Genomic DNA, 19,323 nt, shown 5'->3' with positions numbered 1-19,323 from the left:
AAGATATCTGAAATGGAAAGAGGCTGCCGGAATGCAGCCTTTTTTCTTTACCTCTGTTCCTTAAATTTTGAAAAGAAGAGAATGTTTGCAGCTTCTACGCTTTTAGAAAGAATCAATGCTCATATTTCGGCATTGCAGTTCACTCGTACCCCTCAGGGATTGTACACCCCTATTGCTTATGTCCTGTCAATGGGTGGAAAAAGAATTCGTCCGGTGCTGATGCTGATGGCCTACAATCTGTATCGCGAAGACATAACCCGTATATTTGCTCCGGCTACGGGCATCGAGGTATATCATAACTATACGCTTTTGCACGACGACTTGATGGATCGTGCTGACCGCCGTCGCGGAAAGGATACGGTACATCGAGTGTGGGGCGACAATACGGCTATCCTTTCGGGTGATGCAATGCTTGTGATGGCCTATCAATTCATGGCTCAATGTCCGGAAGAAAATCTGAAGGAAGTGATGGAGCTTTTCAGTCGGACAGCATTGGAGATCTGTGAAGGACAACAATTGGATATGGAGTTTGAACGACGGAAAGACGTGACAGAGGAGGAGTATCTGGAGATGATACGCCTGAAGACGTCAGTGTTGCTGGCTGCAAGTTTAAAGATCGGTGCTCTTTTAGGTGGTGCTTCTGTCGAAGATGCAGAATATTTGTATGATTTCGGTATGAATCTGGGTGTTGCTTTTCAATTGAAAGATGATTTTCTGGATGTTTATGGTGATGCAGCTGTTTTCGGAAAAAATATTGGAGGCGATATCTTGTGCAACAAGAAGACCTATATGTTGATAAAGGCGTTTGAACATGCGGATGATGAGCAATGTCGGCAACTGAATGCATGGGTGGATGCCATTTCGTTCTCTCCGGCGGAAAAAATAGCAGCGGTCACTGATTTGTACAATAAGATCGGTGTCAGAGAACTCTGTGAACAAAAAATGAAGGAGTATTCTGAACGTGCGATGAAGAGCCTTGCGGCTGTTAAAGTGACGGACGAAAAGAAAAAGGAACTCGAACTGTTGATGACTGAACTGATGCATAGAGAAGTATAATAATAAACCGGGATAAGCATGCCATATAGAAGATTGCCGAATACAGACCAAGCAAGGATACGGGCACTGAAAGCAGTGGTCGTCAAGGGAGAGGTGTGTAACGTCTATGATTTGGCCGTGTCTTTGAAAAGCCTGACCGAGGCCCGTAATTTTCTTACCAAGTTTGAGGCGGCGCAAGCTTATTACATGGAATGTTTTGAACGTCAGGCGCAAGCCGGACGTAAGCATCTGATGAATGTGAAGACTGCTCGTCTGTATCTTTCCCATTTTATTCAGGTCTTGCATTTGGCTGTCATACGCTCGGAAGTGCGCACGGCGCATTTGGCATATTATGGCTTGGAAGATAGTAAGAATAATGTGCCGGATTTGTCCACAGAGTCGGCATTGGTGGAATGGGGGCGCAAAATAGTGGATGGGGAGACACGGCGTATTTCTCAAGGGGGCATACCGATCTACAATCCCACAATAGCGAAAGTCAGGGTGCATTATGATATTTTCATGGATAGTTATGAGAAGCAACGGAATTATCAGTCTTTAACGGCACGTAGTCTGGAAACTTTAGCATCAATGCGCGCAGAGGCGGATGGGTTGATTCTGGATATTTGGAATCAGGTTGAAGAAAAGTATATAGAGGTTTCCCCCAATGAAGAACGGTTGGATTTGTGCCGCGATTACGGACTTGTGTATTATTACCGTTCCGGAGAGAAACGTTAGGAGCAAACTGAAAAATGAGATTAGTTGATTCACATTCCCATCTTTTTTTAGAAGAATTCAAGGAGGATTTACCGCAAGTGATGGCTCGTGCCTGTGCTGCGGGGGTCACGCATATCTTTATGCCTAATATTGACAGTACCACTATCGAACCGATGCTTCGAGTGTGCAGAGCGTATAAGGGATACTGTTATCCGATGATAGGCTTACATCCCACCTCTGTGAATGCAGATTATGTGCAGGAATTGGAAGTGATGGCCCGGGAACTGGGCTCATCGAAGGAATATGTAGCGATTGGAGAGATCGGCATGGATTTATATTGGGACAAAACCTTTCTGAAAGAGCAGGAAATGGCGCTGAACAGGCAGATTGAATGGGCTTTGGAATATGACTTGCCGGTGGTGATTCATTGTCGGGAGGCGTTTGACTATATATATAATGTATTGAAACCTTATCAGGATACTACCCTCAGAGGTATTTTCCATAGTTTCACGGGAACATTGGAGGAAGCTTGCCGAATTATGGAGTTCTCTGATTTTGTGATTGGCATCAATGGGGTGGTTACTTTTAAAAAATCTACTTTACCCGAAGTTTTGAAAGAAATTCCGCTGGAACGCATTGTGTTAGAGACAGATTCGCCCTATCTGACGCCGGCTCCCAATCGAGGTAAGAGGAATGAGAGTGCATACCTGAAAGATACACTGCTGAAGGTGGCTCAAGTGTACGATTGCTCTCCGGAATACGTGGCACAGCTTACTTCTGACGCTGTATTTAAGGTGTTCAGAGTGCTTGAATAACCTCACGGAGATTTTAAAGTTTATTAATTTTGATATTTTATTCAATATAAAACGAAGAGAATAGGCTGGAACAACAAAAAAAAGAATACATTTGTAGCTGAAATCACTTGTGGTTCGCATTTTTTTTGTAATTTGCACCCGTTTTCAGAGAAGGCGTACGAGGAGAGATGCTCGAGTGGTTGAAGAGGCACGCCTGGAAAGCGTGTATACCCCTAAAGGGTATCCGGGGTTCGAATCCCCGTCTCTCCGCGATTGAAAAAGGATATAAGAGATAAATAAATAAATTATAATAAACAAATCAATTAATTAATCTTAAAAATTAGACACACAATGAAAAAGTTATTTGCAATTGTTGCTGTGATGGGAGTCTTAACATTTGGCTCAACTCAACTTGCTCAGGCTCAAGAAGCTCCTGCTGCTGAACAAACGGAACAAGCTGAAGCTGCTGCTGTAGCATCCGCTGCTGACGAAGCTGCTGCTCCTGCTGTTGTTGAAGGTGAAGAAGGTGGTATTCATAAAGAACTCAAAACAAAGTTTATTGAAGGTACTGCTTCTTTCATGAGCTTGGTTGCCATCGCATTGGTTATCGGTCTTGCTTTCTGTATTGAACGTATTATTTACTTGAGCTTGGCTGAAATTAATACTAAGAAGTTTATGGCTGCTGTTGAGGCTGCTTTGGAAAAAGGTGACGTTGAAGCCGCTAAAGACATTGCACGCAACACAAGAGGTCCTATCGCTTCTATCTACTATCAGGGTCTGATGAGAATCGAACAAGGTATTGATGTAGTAGAAAAATCTGTAGTATCTTACGGTGGTGTACAAGCCGGTTATTTGGAAAAAGGTTGCTCTTGGATCACATTGTTCATTGCAATGGCTCCGTCTTTGGGATTCTTGGGTACTGTAATCGGTATGGTTCAGGCATTTGATAAAATCCAACAAGTAGGTGATATCTCTCCGACGGTTGTAGCAGGTGGTATGAAGGTTGCTTTGATCACTACTATCTTCGGTTTGATCGTTGCTTTGATTCTGCAGGTGTTCTATAACTACATCCTGTCTAAGATTGAAGCTCTGACAAGTGAAATGGAAGACTCTTCTATCTCTCTGTTGGATATGGTTATCAAATATGACTTGAAATACAAAAAATAATTAAGATGGCTAAGTTATCATATAAAGTATCATATTACATACTCTACGCCATGTTTGCTGTCATTTTGGCAGTGTTGGGCTTGTTCTATTTCGGTGGAGATGCTCAGGGCGATGCAGTATTGGCGAGCGTTGACGCAGAAATGTGGCAACCGGCTCAAACAGACAGTTTGATCTTCTTGATGTACGGTTTGCTCTTTTTGGCAGTGGTTGCTACGGTGGTTGCTTTCTTGTTCCAATTTGGTTCGGCCTTGAAAGATAACCCGGGAAAAGCATTGAAGTCTTTAGTCGGTGTAATAATATTAGCTGCAGTGGTTATTGTAGCTTGGGTTATGGGTAGTGAGCAACCGCTCAATATTCCGGGTTATGATGGTGCAGATAATGTTCCTTTCTGGTTGAAGATTACTGATATGTTCCTTTACTCTATCTACATATTGTTTGGTGCAACAGTGCTTGCTATCATCTTTAGTAGTGTTAAGAAGAGATTATCATAACTAATTGGGGCAATCCCGATCTAAAAGTAATTACAATGGCAAAAGGAAAAAGAAAAGTACCTGATATTAACTCCAGTTCTACAGCGGATATTGCGTTCCTGTTGCTGATCTTTTTCTTGATTACAACATCTATGGATACTGACCGTGGTTTGGCAAGACGTTTGCCACCTCCGCCAGAAAAAGAACAGAAAATGGATGATGTGAAGAAGAAAGAACGTAACGTATTGCAAGTCTTCCTGAATATGAACGACCAGTTAATGTGTGGTAATGAATATATCAGTGTAGACCAATTGCGTGCAAAAACGAAAGAGTTTATTGCTAACCCGTATAATGATGAAACAAAACCGGAAAAGATCTCTAAGAATGTTGCTTTCTTCGGTACTGTTCAAGTTACGGATGGGCATGTGATTTCTTTGCGTTGTGACCGTGGCTCTTCATATAAGGCGTATTTGGCCGTACAGAACGAGTTAGTGGCAGCTTATAATGAGTTGCGCGATGAACTGGCTCAGGAAAAATGGCAGAAGAAATATGCAGATTTGGATGCAGAGCAACAAGATGCAATTCGTGAAATATATTCTCAGAAGATTTCTGAGGCAGAACCTAAAAAGTACGGAGAAAAGAAGTAATGGGAAAATTTAATAAGACTGGTAAACGTGAGATGCCGGCGTTGAACACTTCTTCTCTGCCTGACCTTATCTTCACCTTGTTGTTCTTCTTCATGATTGTAACAACGATGCGTGAGGTAACATTAAAGGTTGAGTTTAAGGTTCCGCAAGCCACAGAATTGGAAAAACTTGAAAAGAAATCTTTGGTTACGTTTATCTACGTAGGAAAACCTACTGCTGAGTTTCGTAAGAAATTAGGTAATGAGAGCCGTATCCAATTGAACGACAGCTATGCTGAAGTTGCTGAAATTCAGGATTACATTATTGGTGAACGTGCCAGTATGAAAGAGGAAGATCAGCCGCAAATGACTGTTTCTTTAAAAGTAGACCAAGATACGAAGATGGGTATCGTGACCGATATCAAAGAAGCTCTTCGTAAAGCTTATGCATTGAAACTTAACTACTCTGCGCAACCGCGTCAGTAAGTAGTCTCGGTTTAATTATAATAAAGGTCGTTTGGAATGCCAAGTGACCTTTATTTTTTATGCACACTAATTATTGGAGTATCCTGGAAAGTCTGTTATGGGAGTGAGATTCCTCCCCTCCAAGTTATTTTTTGCAGTATGCCCCCCTTTCTCCAATTGTGGACAGGTGCTTCGTCAAGTGCCTGTTATTGCTTTATATTGTAGACTTCGCGGTAGATGCGTTCCTTTACGATATCAAAAGAATCGCTGCATCGCATGTCTCCATGTACCATGAGCCGCATGGAGAGATAGCTGTCGCCTGCCTTGTAGGGTGGCTGCTGATAAGGTTTCTCCCATAAGGAGAAGCCATTGCGTTGGTAAAACAGAATGCGACGTTGTGCTATTTCTTCCTTTGGCATTTCTGCTTCCAACACGATGGGGCATTCTAACTGTCGGCATAAGTGCTTCAACACATTCTTACCATGCCCTTCGTTGCGATGTTCGGGGGAGATGGCAAAATGCTCTATGTAATAAAACTGTTCAAAGTCCCAATAGGTAATGAAACCTATCGGTTCGTTATCTTGGAAAATGATGTTGCTATGAAACGCAGTTTGAGTGTCTGTGTTCTTGCGCTGCTCCTCAGGTTCCCGATACTCTTCCAGAGGGAAGGAAGCAATCATAAGTCTTTCCATGTAGTGATACAAGGTTGTGTCGGCTGTTGTTATGCGTTGCAGTCTTATCATTGTCGATTTAAATCCTTTCTTGAACTTATTCGGTATAGAACCGGATGATACGGCGAATGGCTCGCTGGCAAACCGGACAGAACTCCGGACATTCGTTGGTACGCATGCGGCAGTTGTCTGCCGGTCGATAAATACCCTTGGAAGAGTATCCACCTCCTTCATATACACCTACGGGAAATTTCTTACTATCAGCAACGGGAGTAGGAATAGGAGTTCCTTTCACCAGCATGTCTTGCCATTTGGATGCAAAGTTTGTCTGTGTAGTGATATTCTGTTCCCACGGCTCTATGTCCAATGGATAGGTGTCTGTCATCACATCGTTGTCGTAGTAATATTCATCTGCCAGTCCGCCGAAGCTGTGTCCGAACTCGTGTACTACAACAGGGCGGAACATGGAGTGATGGGCTGTTGTCAATGTATAGGAGTTGTAGATGCCGCCTCCGCCATATTCTTTTGTATTGGCCAGGATAATGATATGTTCGTATGGAATACCCGCCAGGGCATCGTGTATGGATTTGACGCGTGAGGTTGTCAGGTATCTGTCAGAGTAGAATGTACTGAAATGTGAACTGAATGCCGTTCTTTTCCACTCTCCGAGACGGGGTACACTCACTCCGCTGTCTTCCGATGGGCTGTTCACCACCACAACATTGAAGTGCTTTTTCATGGATTGAAAAGGCTCGTGCGAGAACAGGGCTTCGAAGGCTATGGTTGCGTCTTGATGGAATAGCGGCATTTCATCAAGGGTATATCCTTCTGCAAGAATGGCAATGTCTATACATTTATCCGGGCTGCCATTTTGCAGCAAATAGGAATGTGGCGTGACATGGGCTGTTCCTTTCTGATGTATCAGGACATCGTCGGGGTTGACCAAATGCTTCAGGCTGGTACGGGTGTTTTTGCGTGGGTCGAGGATTTTGATTTCTATCTCAGCCAGACGCAGCGGGTAAGGGAGGAGAAATGTATTTTCAAACCCTTTACTTACGCTTTGTGCTTCGTCTGTCTCCAACCACTCCTGAAAGAGCGAAGAAAACGAGGTTTTATAGATTATGCTGTCACTCATCACATCGCGCATTACGATTTGTCCGTTTCCTTGTAGCGGAAGTTCGGCTAAGTGGTGCTTTCTTCCTGCCCAGCCGGGGAGAGAAGACAATTCATCCACGCATATTTCCTGTTTGTTGGCATTTCCGGTGAAGATATAATCTACACGCAGAGACTTATCCGCAAAATAGTGGGCAAAACTTTGGGCACGCATAGCTGACGCTGCAACTATACATAATAAAAATAAGGTATATTTTTTCATGGCATCTGTAATTGGTGTTGCCACAAAGATATGTTTTTTTAAGTTTATCTGCAATTTTTCGTTCGTAAGAGATAGAGGCTGCGTCTATTTGGGCATTTGGGATGGAAATATTATTCTTTTTTTGCAAGATAAAGTAATAAACCGTATCTTTATTGGCGAAAAAATAGTTACTTTGCATGTCTCTGTATGGATATACGGAGATTATCGGATTATTAATCATTTAAAACTTAAAATGGGACATCATCAATTGGATACTTTAGACGAGCAGATATTGAAGCTTATTGCCGATAATGCACGTATTCCTTTTCTTGAAGTGGCCAGAGCCTGCAATGTGTCGGGAGCAGCCATTCATCAGCGCATTCAGAAGCTTACTAACATGGGTATATTGAAAGGCTCTGAATATGTCATCGATCCTGAAAAGATAGGTTATGAAACGTGTGCTTATATTGGCATTTTCTTGCAGGATCCCGCCTCTTTCGATGCAGTGACGAAGGCCTTGGAAGCTATTCCGGAAGTTGTGGAATGTCATTTCACGACGGGCAAATACGATATGTTTATAAAACTCTATGCCCGCAACAACCACCATTTGCTGAGCATCATACACGATAAGTTGCAGCCGTTGGGACTGGCACGTACTGAAACCTTGATTTCATTCCACGAAGCCATCAAGCGTCAGATGCCGATAGAGATAGAAGAAGGGAAAGATTGATTTTATCGGCGGATATAGTCGACAAAGGCATAAGGGTAGGGATGTTTCTCATCTGCAAAGTGAGACTCCCTGCTTTTTTCTTGCCATATTTCCGAATCCACTGCCGGAAAGTAAGCATCGGCCTGAGGAGCTTCTGCATCTACTTCTGTCAGGCAGAGGGCATCGGCAATGGGGAGCGCCTGACGATAAACACTTGCACCGCCAATGATGTAAATTTGTTCGTCGGGTCTACATTTGTTCAATGCATCTTCCAGTGAAGAAAAAACTTCCGCTCCGGGGTAAACCGCATCTTTGCGGGAAGTGAGAATTATGTTGCGCCGATTGGGTAAAGCTCCTTTCGGCAAAGATTCGAATGTTTTTCTGCCCATGATGATTGTGTTTCCGGTGGTTAGGGCCTTGAAGCGTTTCAAATCGTTCGGAAGCCAAAACAGCAGTTTGTTCTGATAACCGATGCCCATGTGGCGGTCGATGGCGGCGATGATACTTACCATAATTCTTTCAATCTGTTTTATATTGATACTTTTCCTGCAATATGCGGGTGTGGGTTGTAATTGACCAGCTCGAAGTCTTCGAATTTGAAATCGAAAATGCTTTTTACATCCGGATTGATTTTCATTTGCGGCAGTTTCCGTGGTTCGCGCGTCAGTTGTAGCCTTACCTGTTCCAAATGGTTGAGATAGATATGAGCATCTCCCAGCGTGTGGATGAAGTCGCCGGCTTCCAATCCGGTTACTTGTGCCATCATCTGCAAGAGCAAGGCGTAGGATGCAATGTTGAAAGGTACTCCTAAGAAAATGTCTGCACTGCGCTGGTACAATTGCAGGCTCAATTTCCCGTTGGCAACATAGAATTGGAAGAAGGCGTGGCATGGAGGCAGGTTCATATTGTTCAAATCGCCTACGTTCCATGCGCTGACTATAATCCGGCGTGAGTCGGGATTGCGTTTGATGGATTCCACTGCTTCGCTGATTTGGTCGATGCTCCCTCCCTTATAGTCCGGCCACGACCGCCATTGATAACCGTAAATATGCCCCAAGTCTCCATTCCCGTCCGCCCACTCGTTCCAGATGCGTACGCCGTTATCTTGCAGATATTTCACGTTGGTATCTCCTTGAAGAAACCATAACAGTTCGTGTATGATGGATTTCAGATGCAGTTTTTTGGTTGTCAGGCAAGGGAAGCCTTCATTCAGATTGAAGCGCATCTGATGCCCGAATATGCTGATAGTACCGGTGCCGGTGCGATCGCTTTTTTCCGTTCCTTCGGCCAGTACACGGTTGAGCAGGTCTAAATATTGTTTCATTGAGAGATTACCATTGAGTTTATTGAGGCAAAGTTAGTGCTTTTAAAGAATCTACCAAAGAAAAGAGAGGACACTTATGCTACCGGCGTTTTACGTTTGACTTCAGCCGAAGTTACAGTGGGGCTTCGGTCGAACTTACAGTACGGCAACAGTCGAACTTACAGTGGGGCTTCGGTCGAAGTTACAGTACGGCAACAGCCGAACTTACAGTGGGGCTTCGGTCGAAGTTACAGTACGGCAACAGTCGAACTTACAGTACGACTTCGGTCGAACTTACAGTACGACAACAGTCGAACTTACAGTCCCTCACTTGTACAAGTGTAAGATGCTTATTATCAGTAGTGTATTATAAGAAAGGGGTCAACAGATTACCCACCCAGCCCACGAACTTCTTCCATGTCGGGCGTTTCTTCCAATATTCGGGTGTCATCAGCGTGCTGTTTAGTTTGTCTCGCTCAAACATTTTGTCCAGTTGGCAGGTGGTTGCAGGGTCGAAGATGAATGCATTTGTCTCATAATCGTAGCGCAGGCTGCGGCTGTTGAGGTTGGCAGTGCCCACGGTGCAGAAGCTGCCGTCCACCATCATGATTTTGGAATGGTGGAAACCGCCGTTGAAGAGATAAATTTTGGCTCCTTTCTTCATCAGCTTGTGTGCGATATGGAATGAGGCTTCGGGGGTAAAGTAAATATCCGACACGGCGGGTATCATGATTTCTACTTCAACACCTTTCTTCAGGGCGTTTTTTATGGCTTGGCGGATTGACTTGGTCGGCACGAAGTAGGGGTTCACGATTCGGATGCTTTTTTGTGCGGCTTGGATAGAAGCTGCATAAGCATGGCTGATGGAGCGGGGCGTTTCTCGTGGAGTACGGTCCACGACGGCTATTTCTTCGGCGATGCTGTCGGGGAATTGAGGGGTGTCGGGAAAGTATGCCGGACCTCCGACGTGTTGCCCTGTTTCCCGGTTCCACATCGTCAGGAAGATGCCTTGCAGATAACGCACGGCATCCCCTTCGAGGTGCAGGTGCATATCATGCCAGTTACCGATTTTGGGTAAGCCGTTGATGTAATAATCGGCGATGTTCATGCCGCCGGTATAGCCTATTTGCCCATCGATTACTGCTATCTTTCGATGGTCCCGGTGCGCGGCATGGTTTATCCAAGGAAAAGTGATGGGGTCGAACTTCACTATTTCAATGTCTCGTGCTCTGATAGACCGAAGGTGGCGCTTTCTCAAAGGACGGTTGTTGGACCAATTGCCGAAAGCATCGAACATGGCACGCACCTCCACACCCTCGCCGGCTTTTTGGGCTAAAAGTTTGAACAATGCGTTGGCTATGGAGTCGTTTCGGAAGTTGAAGTATTCCAGATGAATATGATGCCGGGCATGGCGAATGCTTTCGAAGAGATCGGTAAACTTTTCGCGGCCGCTCATCAGAAGTTTTACCTCATTGTTGCGTGTGACAGGAGCTTCCATCCCTTTCAGATAGTTCATCACAATGGTGTCGCTCGCTGTTTGCGCCTGAATATTACAAGCAGAGAGAATAAATAATATAATAAGTAGAAGATGCTTCAAATCCGGATTTCCTTATTTCATTTTAGAGTGGGCAAAGGTACATAAAAACCTTGAAATCCATATCTGTTGAATAGGAAAATCGGCTTTCCCTGCCTGTGCCATGGGGTTGGAAAGCTTGTGCTGTAGAAACCATGCGGTGTCCTCTATGCCAATGAGGAAACCTTGTGGTAAACCAAATAAAGTAATACTATTCCGGCTATTGCCAAAGATTTAGGATCAAGTTCTGCTGCCCCGCATTGCACTATTGCTTGGAAAGTCTCGCGTAGCGTGTTGAGTATTGCTTGCAGTCCGTCAAGAGTGATGAGCAACACAAGGGCAAGCGTGAAACAGAAGATGCTCCAAACCTGAGACAGACGTTGGCTGCGGTTGGGCAAGTGGCGTAGCACACGGCGGCTGAATCCATTGTCGGCTATTTCTTGCCGATGTTCGGCGAAGAACGAGGTCAGGAGTTTGTCATTATCATTTTCCATCATAACCATTTTGTTTTAAATAGGAAGCCATTTTTTCTTTCGCCCGCGAGAGGTGGCTTTTTACCGTTCCCGTGGGGCATCCGGTGATACCCGCAATCTTCTCGATGCTTTGGTCTTCCATGTAAAAGAGCGTGATGCAGGTGCGTTCCATTTCTTTCAGCGAAGCCAATGCGCGATAGATGTCCATTTCTTGTCCGATGTCTTTCTGCAGTGTGCTGCATTGGGCATCCACTTGGTATGTCTCCAAATCATCCGTTTCTTTTCGACTGCGAATATAGTCATAAAAAACATTATAGGCAATACGATAGAGCCAAGTGGAGAAACTGGACAGATTTTTGAATGAAGCGATGTTCGTATAAGCTTTGATAAAGGTGTCTTGCGCCAAGTCGTCGCTCAATTCTCCGTCGCCGCAGGTCTGGTGCAGGAAGAACCGCCGCACGGGCGATTGGTATTTCTTCACCAGCTGGTCGAAAGCTTTGGTGTTGTGAAATACCACGACCTGTGCGACTAACGATATGTCATTGAGCTGGCTCATTTCTCCCCATTCTTCTTTTCGCGGTTGCTGATTTCGATGCCTTCTGTCTTGATGTCGCTTTTCCCGCTATTCTCGTCATTCTTTATGCGCATGGAGGGGTTTCCATCGCTGCCCGATTGTGTGTAATAGATGACTAATTGCCCGAAACCGGTAAACATGATCAGCAGTCCGATGCACCCGATGGCAAACCTACCGGTGATGGCCCAGAGGAAGATGAACAGGCCGATGCCGGTGAATATGTTGCTGATGCCTTTGGTGCGCGTATCCGTTGCCGCCGTTTCTTTAAAGAAGTTCTCCGGCAGTTGTTGCCCGCTTGTCAAGGCTTGTTCCGCCAGCCGGTATTTGGCTTTCCGGTTTTTATAGCGGAAAAAGAAGATGGTGAATATGATGAGCAGGGGCAGACCGAATATGAAAACGATGGCTGTTATGGCAATCAATGTTTCAGAAGCATTGCCGTTAAGATCAAATTCATCCCAACCCCAATCGCTCTGATGCTCTCTTCTTTCTTTCCGGCTGTCGTCCGGATAGGAATCGTTTTCACCTGCTTTGCTGCTGTTCTCATAAGTCATGATGCTGAGCGTGTCTGTTTGGGTTTCCCCATTGACGATGGTGTCTCTCAGTTCGATGACTCTTTTGATGTTTCCCTCACTGTCATTCTCTTTCACGGTTCTGTTTTTCCCTTGTGCCAAGCTGCAAAATGTCATGGCAAGCATTAAGCCTAAAATGATGCGTTTCATAAATCTATGTTTTTTTATTTGTTTCTTTGTCCGTTAGACGTATTGTTTCCCCTGTAAAGTTGCAAAGAACAGATGTTTTTTGCAAAAATAATTCGCAGATACGAAAAAGACAATAAAAAACTTGTCTTCTACTGATGTAGGTAGACAGAGAATTACCTGAGCTCGGGATAAGAATCAGGTCGATAACCTCATCCGGAGGCTTGTGTTTTAAAGTCAGATCTTATTGGCTATAAGGTATTTATATCTGCCTTGTCAGACGCTTGTGTCTGACGACTCAAACACTTGTGTCTGTCACGTCAAACACAAGTGTCTGTCGGCTTGAACACTTGCATCTGTCACGGCAAAGGATTGCATCTGTCAAAACAGGAGGAGGGCGGTCGGTCTGAAAGGCTCGCTTCTCTTCTGCCTAATCTCGCTGTAAACCGGTGCTTTCAAGGAATATCTTTCCGACAGGATGCAGCCTCTCATCTTCAGCAAAAGCAACCGCCTATACCAAAATCAGGTAGAGAATTCTCTGAGAGGTAAATGTTTTCCTTTACTGAAAGGTTTCGGGGATTGGAAGTGTTGCTCGTATCCCGTCCGGAATCAATGACAAAAAGTAGGTATTTTGCAACTGCTGTTTACGGAAACAGCGCCATTTATTTGTGTTTTTTTGTAAATTCCACTACCTTCGCACTTCAATTTTATAGAGGGTACGTTGAAGAAGTCCAGAAATATAATCAAATGGTTCCTGCCTCTGTTGTTCATTGTTTATTGGGGAGGAATTACGCTGTTTACCCACTCGCATGTGGTGAATGGTGTGATTATTGTGCATTCCCATCCGTTCCAGGGCGAACATGAACATACCGAGGTACAGCTGGAGACTATTCTTTATTTGGCTTCTTTTGTTTCCCCCTCCCTTACTTTATGCCCTGTAGCCGCATCCGTCTTCTTCGTTTTGTTGTGCGTACTTGTTGTGCTTGCCACAGAACGCATTAAATGTCGCAGGTCTTGCGACGGCATCAGTCTGCGCGCTCCTCCTTGTCTTCTTTGAAACCGAAAGCCCTGAATGTGATGTGGCGGAAGTAAAAAACTGCTTGTCCTGCTGTGAACTGTACCCCGGAAGTTTTATGTCCGACTTTTGAGGAGCACTTCATTGTACCGGAATTCGTGGGGTCTTTTCATTCGTATTTAAGAAGTAGAAAACAAAAACTTTTTTATAGATTTATTTAATTCAGAAAATAATGAAAAAATATATATGTTTTGTGATGGGAGTGATGTGTCTGTTACTCTCACCCACCGTTTATGCCGAAGATTTGAAAAGCACCGATGCCAATATCGTCGGTCACGTGATTGAAAAAAACACTGGCGAGCATTTGCCTTACATGTCTGTTTCGTTGAAAGGAACCACCATCGGAACCATGACCGATGCCACCGGGCATTATTTCTTGAAGAATCTGCCCGAAGGAGAATTTACCTTGCAGGTCAGTGCGGTGGGCTATAAATCGCAAGAACGTAAGGTCATCCTGAAACGTGGCAAAACCCTGGAAGAGAATTTTGAATTGGAGGAGGATATGGTGACACTGGACGGGGTGGTTGTTTCCGCTAACCGCAATGAGACCGCCCGCCGCCTGGCGCCTACGTTGGTCAAGGTCGTTACGCCGAAGTTGTTTGAAATGACAAACTCGCATACGCTGTCGCAAGGACTGGTGTTTCAGCCCGGCGTACGTGTGGAGACCGACTGTCAGAATTGCGGCTATTCGCAAGTGCGCATCAACGGCTTGAATGGTAAATACACACAGATATTGATAGACTCCCGTCCTATCTTCTCTGCTTTGGCAGGCGTTTACGGGCTGGAACAGATTCCCGCCAATATGATAGAGCGTGTGGAGGTGGTGCGCGGGGGAGGTTCCGCCTTGTTCGGCTCTTCAGCCATTGCGGGAACGGTGAACATCCTCACGAAAGAGCCTGTACGCAATTCCGGCACGTTCTCTCACACCATTTCCAATTTCAACGGCTCCGGTTCGTTCGACAACAATACGGCGTTGAACCTCTCTCTTGTCTCCTCGGACAATAAAATGGGAGCTTATGTATATGGACAGAACAGGCACCGTTCGGCATGGGATTCCAACGGCGACGGATTCTCCGAACTGCCCAAACTGAAAAATCAGACCATCGGCCTGAATGCTTATTATAGAACAAGCGCCTACTCCAAATTAAGTCTGGAATATCACCACATGGAAGAATTCCGTCGCGGAGGAAGCGGTTTCGACCTGCCTCCCCATATCGCCGAAGATGCCGACTTGAACGGTACGGGTGAAGAAGGACTCGTAGAGCAGTTGAGGCACTCTATCAACACCGGTGGACTGAAGTTTACCGCCTTCTCCAAAGATCAAAGGCATACGTTCAGCGCATATGCTTCTGCCCAGCACATTGCACGCGACAGTTATTACAGCGCGTATGGAAGGACGACCGATTTTACCGGCGTATTGGGTGCGCAATACATCTATCGCTTCGACAAGTGTCTGTTTATGCCTTCCGACCTGACCGGCGGTATAGAGTTCAACCACGACAACCTGCACGACAAGGCAACGGACAGGCAGAAATACCGCGATGCCGCTTTGAAGGAAGACCCCAATGCGACGGGCGACCGCCTGAAGCAACTCATTGCCAAATATACGCCCGCCCCGTTGAACCAGATTGTGAACATCGCAAGCGCCTATGTGCAGAACGAATGGAAAAACGAGCAGTGGAGCTTTTTGATTGGCGGCCGCATGGATAAGAACAGCATCATGGACAAAGCTGTATTCAGTCCTCGCGCCAACATCCGCTACAACCCCAATCAGGATGTGAACATCCGCTTAAGCTATGCCGAAGGCTTCCGTGCGCCACAAGCATTCGACGAAGATTTGCATATCAGCAACGTGGGCGGTGAGCTGGTGTCCATCGTACGTGCCAAAGGACTGAAGGAAGAGCGCTCGCGCAGCGTCAATGCCTCGGTGGATTGGTATCATTATTTCGGAAATTTTCAGGTAAACCTCTTGGTGGAGGGATTCTATACGAAGCTCATCGACCCGTTTGTACTGACTCCCCCCATGAAAGACCCCAAAGGCAGCAACTACCTGATACAGACGCGTGTTAACGGACCGGGTGCCAAAGTATATGGCGGTACGATGGAGGGCAAGATTGCCTATCGCGACAAGGTGCAGTTGCAGGCAGGCCTGACCTTGCAGCGCAGCACCTACGATTCGCCCGTGAAGTGGAGCGAGGATGAAGACCATTTGTCGGAGGCAGAGCGTCACAGCGACAAGATACTCCGCACTCCCGATGTGTATGGGTACTTTACCGCCGCATACACCCCTGTGAAGGCTTTCTCTGTTGCTCTGAACGGCAACTATACCGGACGGATGTATGTACCCCACTTGCTGTCGGAGGTTAACAAAACGGCGGATGTACTGGTGAAGAGCCCGGATTTCTTCGAGTTGGGAACTAAACTGACATACGATATCGACTTCTCCGGCATCTGCTTGCAGCTTAACGCGGGTGTACAGAACATTTTCAACTCCTATCAGAAGGATTTTGATAAAGGTGCCGGTCGTGATTCGGGTTACATTTATGGCCCCGGCACTCCGCGCACTTACTTTGCGGGATTGAAGCTGAGCTTCTGACACCAACTCTTGGAAAAAGCGTCGGGCAGATTGCCGTGAAACATTTTTGCATTATCTTTGCTGTCCTAAAACAGTTCTGATCATGGAGTTACCTTCGGCTTTCACCAACTATATGCGTACCCTTTTGGGAAGTGAGGAATATGATAAACTGGCTGCTACTCTGGAAGAGGAGCAGCCGGTCAGCATACGGCTGAATGAAGATAAGTTGCCCGAATCTTCGTTCAGCCTTTTCCGTACCTCCTTGCGGCCGGTGGCTTGGTCGGCCACCGGATGTTATCTGGACAATCGCCTGACTTTTACTTTCGACCCGTTGTTTCATGCCGGTTGCTACTATGTGCAGGAGGCTTCGTCCATGTTTGTGGAGCAGGCCTTGAAACAGTATGTTGCAGAAGAGCCGGTGATGATGCTCGACCTTTGTGCTGCTCCCGGAGGTAAATCGACGCTTATCCGTAGTTTGTTGCCGAAAGGCAGTCTGCTGGTCGCCAATGAGGTAATCCGCAGCCGTTCGCAGATTCTGGCGGAGAACCTTACGAAATGGGGACATCCCGACGTAGTGGTGACCAATAATGACCCGGCGGATTTCTCGCCGTTGGAAGATTTCTTCGATGTGATATTGGCCGATGTCCCTTGTTCCGGCGAGGGGATGTTCCGTAAAGACACGGTTGCCGTGAGCGAATGGAACCCGGAGAATGTGGAGATATGCCGGCAGCGTCAGCGCCGCATCCTTGCGGATATATGGCCATGCCTGAAACCCGGCGGCATCCTTATATATAGTACCTGTACTTATAATACGAAAGAGAATGAAGAGAATGTCCGTTTGATGCAGAACGATTTCGGGGCTGAAGTGCTGCCATTGGAGACTTCTGCCGGCTGGCATGTTACGGGAAGTCTGCTGGATGGAGCAGATTTTCCGGTTTACCGTTTCCTGCCTCATAAGACGGAAGGAGAGGGCTTTTTTCTGGCCGTTCTCCGCAAACCCGGGCAATACATCGGAAACGCGTGGGCAGAGCAGGCAAAAGCCCAGGGCAGAGCATTCGTAATCCCCGGGCAGAGAGACGACAAACTGCGGGAAAAGGGACGGAATTCTGTGGGGAAAGGAACGAAAAACTGTGGGGTTTCCAAAGAGCAGCTTGCCGCACTGCACGAATGGCTCATCGCTCCGGATGAATATGAGTTCCTGACGGCCGGCGGTAGCGTCAGTGTTTTCTCTAAAAAACTTCTCGCGGAGTTATCGGCTTTGCGTTCATCGCTTCGCATCGTACAAGCGGGGATAAGCGTTGCCGAACTGAAAGGTAAGGACTGGTTGCCTGTCCATGCGCTCGCCATGAGTTCCGTGTTGAATCAGACGGCTTTTGTCTGCGAAGAAATCGGCTATGAGCAAGCCATTGCCTATTTGCGTAAGGAGGCGGTGATGCTTCCCGAAACCGCTCCCCGTGGCATCGTGTTGCTTACATATAAGCAGATTCCTCTTGGATTTGTCAAGAACATCGGCAATCGCGCCAACAACCTCTATCCTCAGGAATGGCGCATCCGCAGCGGCTACATGCCTGAGGAGATCTCGGAGTTGATGGAATTGTTGTCGTAGGTTGCCCGTTATAATATAGAGAGGTGGAGAATATTTTCTTATTCCGCTCACCATTGCATGCAGTATTTTGTCGGTTTGTGTATTTCTCTATATAGATAATCTTTTAAAAACTAATACCATCTGCTTATGCTTAAGAAAACATTCGCTGCATTAAGTTTGCTTTGCATCTTTGCAGCTTGCCAAAATGAAGAGAATTCTACTCCGCAACCTCAACCCCGTAAAGACATCACCCTTACTCGAGCCGAGCAAGAGATGCTGGATAAAGGGAATGATTTCGCCTTTCGCTTTTTCAATCAAGTATGTAAGACCGAGAATGAGAAGCCCAACCTGTTCATCTCTCCTTTGAGTGCAAGTCTCTGCCTCTCCATGGTTGCCAACGGGGCGAGCGATAACACGTTGAAGGAGATGCTGGCCACACTTGGATTTTCCGACTATCTGCCGGCCGAGATGAATGCCTATAACCAAAAGCTGACATCGGCTCTGCTCAATCTGGACAATACCACTCAGCTGGGCATTGCCAATTCCATCTGGATAAAACAGGGGTTCGGAGTGTATGACGACTTCGTAGACGTGAACAAGAAGATGTATGACGCACAGGTGAAGGAGCTGGATTTCGCCTCTCCCAAAGCGGTAGACGTGATAAACGGCTGGTGTGCCGAGAAAACGAAAAACTGCATCAAGGAGGTGCTGAAGGAAATTCCCGGCGACGCACGCCTCTATTTATTGAATGCACTTTATTTTAAGGGAAACTGGACGACTCGGTTCAATAACTCGAATACCGCACAAGAGCAGTTCACCAACCAAGATGGAAGCAAGTCTACGGTGCAGATGATGAATCTGGATAATAAAAGCTTCAACTATACCGAGAACGAGTGGTTCGGCATGGCGGAATTTCCTTATGGGAACGAGGCTTTCAGCATGGTGGTGGCTCTGCCTGCAGAAGGTAAGTCGCTGGAAGAGTGCCTGCCTCAACTGACGAAAGAGCATTGGCAGGAGTGGAACAGCCGTTTGTCGGGTACATCACTGAATGTCAAGCTTCCCCGGTTTGAGTTGAAATACGACAAAGACCTGAAAGAGGATATGAAGGCATTGGGAATGATAGATGCCTTCGATGGGAATGTTGCCAATTTCTCCAAGATGTCTGCCACTGACTTATTTATCGGCCTGCTGCAGCAGTTCACCTATGTGAAGGTGAACGAGGAGGGCACCGAGGCAGCAGCAGTGACTATTGCAGGCATGGCCAATTCTGCCGGACCGAGTATCCAAGCCAGACCGTTCCACGTCAATCGTCCTTTTGTCTTCCTGATAAAAGAAAAGAGCACGGGAGTCATCCTTTTCATGGGGAAGGTCACTAAGCTGTAAATCCTTCTTCTCTCTTCCATTAAAGAGACCATGAGAGTTGATTGCAGAATAATAAATATGTAATAATGGTTTACTCCTTGAAA

Annotated in this window: 20 protein-coding genes and 1 tRNA gene; 13 read left to right on the top strand and 8 right to left on the bottom strand. The window is 46.1% G+C overall.

All coding sequences use genetic code 11. The features are described from left to right. Positions 1 to 81 precede the first annotated feature (81 nt). The 8 genes from EV202_RS03005 to EV202_RS02970 all read left to right on the top strand — a co-directional run bounded on the left by EV202_RS03005 (position 82) and on the right by EV202_RS02970 (position 5,291). Positions 82 to 1,056 (top strand): polyprenyl synthetase family protein, encoded by a 975-nt coding sequence (locus EV202_RS03005; RefSeq protein WP_131925337.1) that lies wholly within the window; start codon positions 82 to 84, stop codon positions 1,054 to 1,056. Between the two features lie 18 nt (positions 1,057 to 1,074). Next, on the top strand, positions 1,075 to 1,770 hold the full coding sequence (locus EV202_RS03000) for a hypothetical protein (protein ID WP_131925335.1): 696 nt from the start codon (positions 1,075 to 1,077) through the stop codon (positions 1,768 to 1,770). Between the two features lie 14 nt (positions 1,771 to 1,784). Beyond that, positions 1,785 to 2,564: a TatD family hydrolase gene (locus tag EV202_RS02995; protein ID WP_131925333.1), complete on the top strand. Its 780-nt coding sequence runs from the start codon at positions 1,785 to 1,787 to the stop codon at positions 2,562 to 2,564. A gap of 161 nt (positions 2,565 to 2,725) precedes the next feature. Further along, a tRNA-Ser gene (locus EV202_RS02990) sits at positions 2,726 to 2,813 on the top strand. Between the two features lie 81 nt (positions 2,814 to 2,894). Next, positions 2,895 to 3,710 carry a MotA/TolQ/ExbB proton channel family protein gene (locus EV202_RS02985; RefSeq protein WP_131925331.1) on the top strand — a complete coding sequence of 272 codons (816 nt, stop codon included), beginning with the start codon at positions 2,895 to 2,897 and terminating at the stop codon, positions 3,708 to 3,710. 5 nt (positions 3,711 to 3,715) lie between these two features. Then, the gene (locus EV202_RS02980) at positions 3,716 to 4,201 is read left to right on the top strand and encodes a hypothetical protein (RefSeq protein WP_106068990.1); all 486 of its coding nucleotides are present in this window, start codon (positions 3,716 to 3,718) and stop codon (positions 4,199 to 4,201) included. 35 nt (positions 4,202 to 4,236) lie between these two features. Next, the gene (locus tag EV202_RS02975) at positions 4,237 to 4,827 is read left to right on the top strand and encodes an ExbD/TolR family protein (protein ID WP_106068989.1); all 591 of its coding nucleotides are present in this window, start codon (positions 4,237 to 4,239) and stop codon (positions 4,825 to 4,827) included. After that, positions 4,827 to 5,291, top strand: coding sequence for an ExbD/TolR family protein (locus EV202_RS02970; protein ID WP_007210400.1), 465 nt, complete (start codon positions 4,827 to 4,829; stop codon positions 5,289 to 5,291). Before EV202_RS02975 ends, EV202_RS02970 begins: the two co-directional genes overlap by 1 nt. Positions 5,292 to 5,476: 185 nt before the next feature. Here the strand turns inward: EV202_RS02970 and EV202_RS02965 are convergent, their stop codons facing one another. After that, positions 5,477 to 6,013 (bottom strand): GNAT family N-acetyltransferase, encoded by a 537-nt coding sequence (locus tag EV202_RS02965; RefSeq protein ID WP_131925329.1) that lies wholly within the window; start codon positions 6,011 to 6,013, stop codon positions 5,477 to 5,479. A gap of 25 nt (positions 6,014 to 6,038) precedes the next feature. Continuing rightward, positions 6,039 to 7,316, bottom strand: a complete 1,278-nt coding sequence (locus EV202_RS02960) for an IgA Peptidase M64 (protein WP_131925434.1) — start codon at positions 7,314 to 7,316, stop codon at positions 6,039 to 6,041. A 232-nt stretch (positions 7,317 to 7,548) separates the two neighbouring features. Between EV202_RS02960 and EV202_RS02955 the strand changes: the two genes are divergently transcribed. Continuing rightward, the gene (locus EV202_RS02955; protein WP_106070482.1) at positions 7,549 to 8,025 is read left to right on the top strand and encodes an Lrp/AsnC family transcriptional regulator; all 477 of its coding nucleotides are present in this window, start codon (positions 7,549 to 7,551) and stop codon (positions 8,023 to 8,025) included. Positions 8,026 to 8,027: 2 nt separating this feature from the next. Here the strand turns inward: EV202_RS02955 and EV202_RS02950 are convergent, their stop codons facing one another. From EV202_RS02950 to EV202_RS02925, 6 genes are all read right to left on the bottom strand, one after another. Continuing rightward, entirely contained in the window at positions 8,028 to 8,516 is a 489-nt protein-coding gene (locus EV202_RS02950) for a dihydrofolate reductase (protein ID WP_131925327.1), read from the bottom strand. A 17-nt stretch (positions 8,517 to 8,533) separates the two neighbouring features. Continuing rightward, positions 8,534 to 9,328 carry a thymidylate synthase gene (locus EV202_RS02945; RefSeq protein WP_131925325.1) on the bottom strand — a complete coding sequence of 265 codons (795 nt, stop codon included), beginning with the start codon at positions 9,326 to 9,328 and terminating at the stop codon, positions 8,534 to 8,536. Between the two features lie 346 nt (positions 9,329 to 9,674). Continuing rightward, positions 9,675 to 10,823, bottom strand: a complete 1,149-nt coding sequence (cls, locus tag EV202_RS02940) for a cardiolipin synthase (protein WP_131925432.1) — start codon at positions 10,821 to 10,823, stop codon at positions 9,675 to 9,677. Positions 10,824 to 11,047: 224 nt separating this feature from the next. Beyond that, positions 11,048 to 11,377 (bottom strand): DUF5056 domain-containing protein, encoded by a 330-nt coding sequence (locus EV202_RS02935; protein ID WP_131925323.1) that lies wholly within the window; start codon positions 11,375 to 11,377, stop codon positions 11,048 to 11,050. Further along, positions 11,364 to 11,909 (bottom strand): RNA polymerase sigma factor, encoded by a 546-nt coding sequence (locus EV202_RS02930; protein ID WP_106068982.1) that lies wholly within the window; start codon positions 11,907 to 11,909, stop codon positions 11,364 to 11,366. The genes EV202_RS02935 and EV202_RS02930 overlap by 14 nt, the downstream gene beginning before the upstream one ends. After that, a complete protein-coding gene (locus EV202_RS02925) occupies positions 11,906 to 12,646 on the bottom strand; it encodes a DUF6249 domain-containing protein (RefSeq protein WP_106068981.1) in 741 nt (246 codons plus the stop codon). Before EV202_RS02925 ends, EV202_RS02930 begins: the two co-directional genes overlap by 4 nt. 697 nt (positions 12,647 to 13,343) lie before the next feature. Between EV202_RS02925 and EV202_RS02920 the strand changes: the two genes are divergently transcribed. The 4 genes from EV202_RS02920 to EV202_RS02905 all read left to right on the top strand — a co-directional run bounded on the left by EV202_RS02920 (position 13,344) and on the right by EV202_RS02905 (position 19,240). Further along, positions 13,344 to 13,679: a hypothetical protein gene (locus EV202_RS02920; protein ID WP_131925321.1), complete on the top strand. Its 336-nt coding sequence runs from the start codon at positions 13,344 to 13,346 to the stop codon at positions 13,677 to 13,679. Positions 13,680 to 13,869: 190 nt separating this feature from the next. After that, entirely contained in the window at positions 13,870 to 16,293 is a 2,424-nt protein-coding gene (locus tag EV202_RS02915; protein ID WP_131925319.1) for a TonB-dependent receptor, read from the top strand. Positions 16,294 to 16,375: 82 nt separating this feature from the next. Further along, a complete protein-coding gene (locus EV202_RS02910; protein WP_131925317.1) occupies positions 16,376 to 17,878 on the top strand; it encodes a methyltransferase RsmF C-terminal domain-like protein in 1,503 nt (500 codons plus the stop codon). A 126-nt stretch (positions 17,879 to 18,004) separates the two neighbouring features. Continuing rightward, a complete protein-coding gene (locus EV202_RS02905; protein WP_106068977.1) occupies positions 18,005 to 19,240 on the top strand; it encodes a serpin family protein in 1,236 nt (411 codons plus the stop codon). Positions 19,241 to 19,323 lie beyond the last annotated feature (83 nt).

It is taken from the genome of Prevotella heparinolytica (assembly GCF_004342845.1).
Classification (GTDB): Bacteria; Bacteroidota; Bacteroidia; order Bacteroidales; family Bacteroidaceae; genus Bacteroides; species Bacteroides heparinolyticus.
This window is presented reverse-complemented; position numbering and strand designations above follow the sequence as displayed.

Bases quoted from the DNA above. Each gene is read 5' to 3' on its own strand.
- EV202_RS03005 (WP_131925337.1), top strand. From the start codon at position 82: ATGTTTGCAGCTTCTACGCTTTTAGAAAGAATCAATGCTCATATTTCG.
- EV202_RS03000 (WP_131925335.1), top strand. From the start codon at position 1,075: ATGCCATATAGAAGATTGCCGAATACAGACCAAGCAAGGATACGGGCA.
- EV202_RS02995 (WP_131925333.1), top strand. From the start codon at position 1,785: ATGAGATTAGTTGATTCACATTCCCATCTTTTTTTAGAAGAATTCAAG.
- EV202_RS02985 (WP_131925331.1), top strand. From the start codon at position 2,895: ATGAAAAAGTTATTTGCAATTGTTGCTGTGATGGGAGTCTTAACATTT.
- EV202_RS02980 (WP_106068990.1), top strand. From the start codon at position 3,716: ATGGCTAAGTTATCATATAAAGTATCATATTACATACTCTACGCCATG.
- EV202_RS02975 (WP_106068989.1), top strand. From the start codon at position 4,237: ATGGCAAAAGGAAAAAGAAAAGTACCTGATATTAACTCCAGTTCTACA.
- EV202_RS02970 (WP_007210400.1), top strand. From the start codon at position 4,827: ATGGGAAAATTTAATAAGACTGGTAAACGTGAGATGCCGGCGTTGAAC.
- EV202_RS02965 (WP_131925329.1), bottom strand. From the start codon at position 6,013: ATGATAAGACTGCAACGCATAACAACAGCCGACACAACCTTGTATCAC.
- EV202_RS02960 (WP_131925434.1), bottom strand. From the start codon at position 7,316: ATGAAAAAATATACCTTATTTTTATTATGTATAGTTGCAGCGTCAGCT.
- EV202_RS02955 (WP_106070482.1), top strand. From the start codon at position 7,549: ATGGGACATCATCAATTGGATACTTTAGACGAGCAGATATTGAAGCTT.
- EV202_RS02950 (WP_131925327.1), bottom strand. From the start codon at position 8,516: ATGGTAAGTATCATCGCCGCCATCGACCGCCACATGGGCATCGGTTAT.
- EV202_RS02945 (WP_131925325.1), bottom strand. From the start codon at position 9,328: ATGAAACAATATTTAGACCTGCTCAACCGTGTACTGGCCGAAGGAACG.
- cls (WP_131925432.1), bottom strand. From the start codon at position 10,823: ATGAACTATCTGAAAGGGATGGAAGCTCCTGTCACACGCAACAATGAG.
- EV202_RS02935 (WP_131925323.1), bottom strand. From the start codon at position 11,377: ATGATGGAAAATGATAATGACAAACTCCTGACCTCGTTCTTCGCCGAA.
- EV202_RS02930 (WP_106068982.1), bottom strand. From the start codon at position 11,909: ATGAGCCAGCTCAATGACATATCGTTAGTCGCACAGGTCGTGGTATTT.
- EV202_RS02925 (WP_106068981.1), bottom strand. From the start codon at position 12,646: ATGAAACGCATCATTTTAGGCTTAATGCTTGCCATGACATTTTGCAGC.
- EV202_RS02915 (WP_131925319.1), top strand. From the start codon at position 13,870: ATGAAAAAATATATATGTTTTGTGATGGGAGTGATGTGTCTGTTACTC.
- EV202_RS02910 (WP_131925317.1), top strand. From the start codon at position 16,376: ATGGAGTTACCTTCGGCTTTCACCAACTATATGCGTACCCTTTTGGGA.
- EV202_RS02905 (WP_106068977.1), top strand. From the start codon at position 18,005: ATGCTTAAGAAAACATTCGCTGCATTAAGTTTGCTTTGCATCTTTGCA.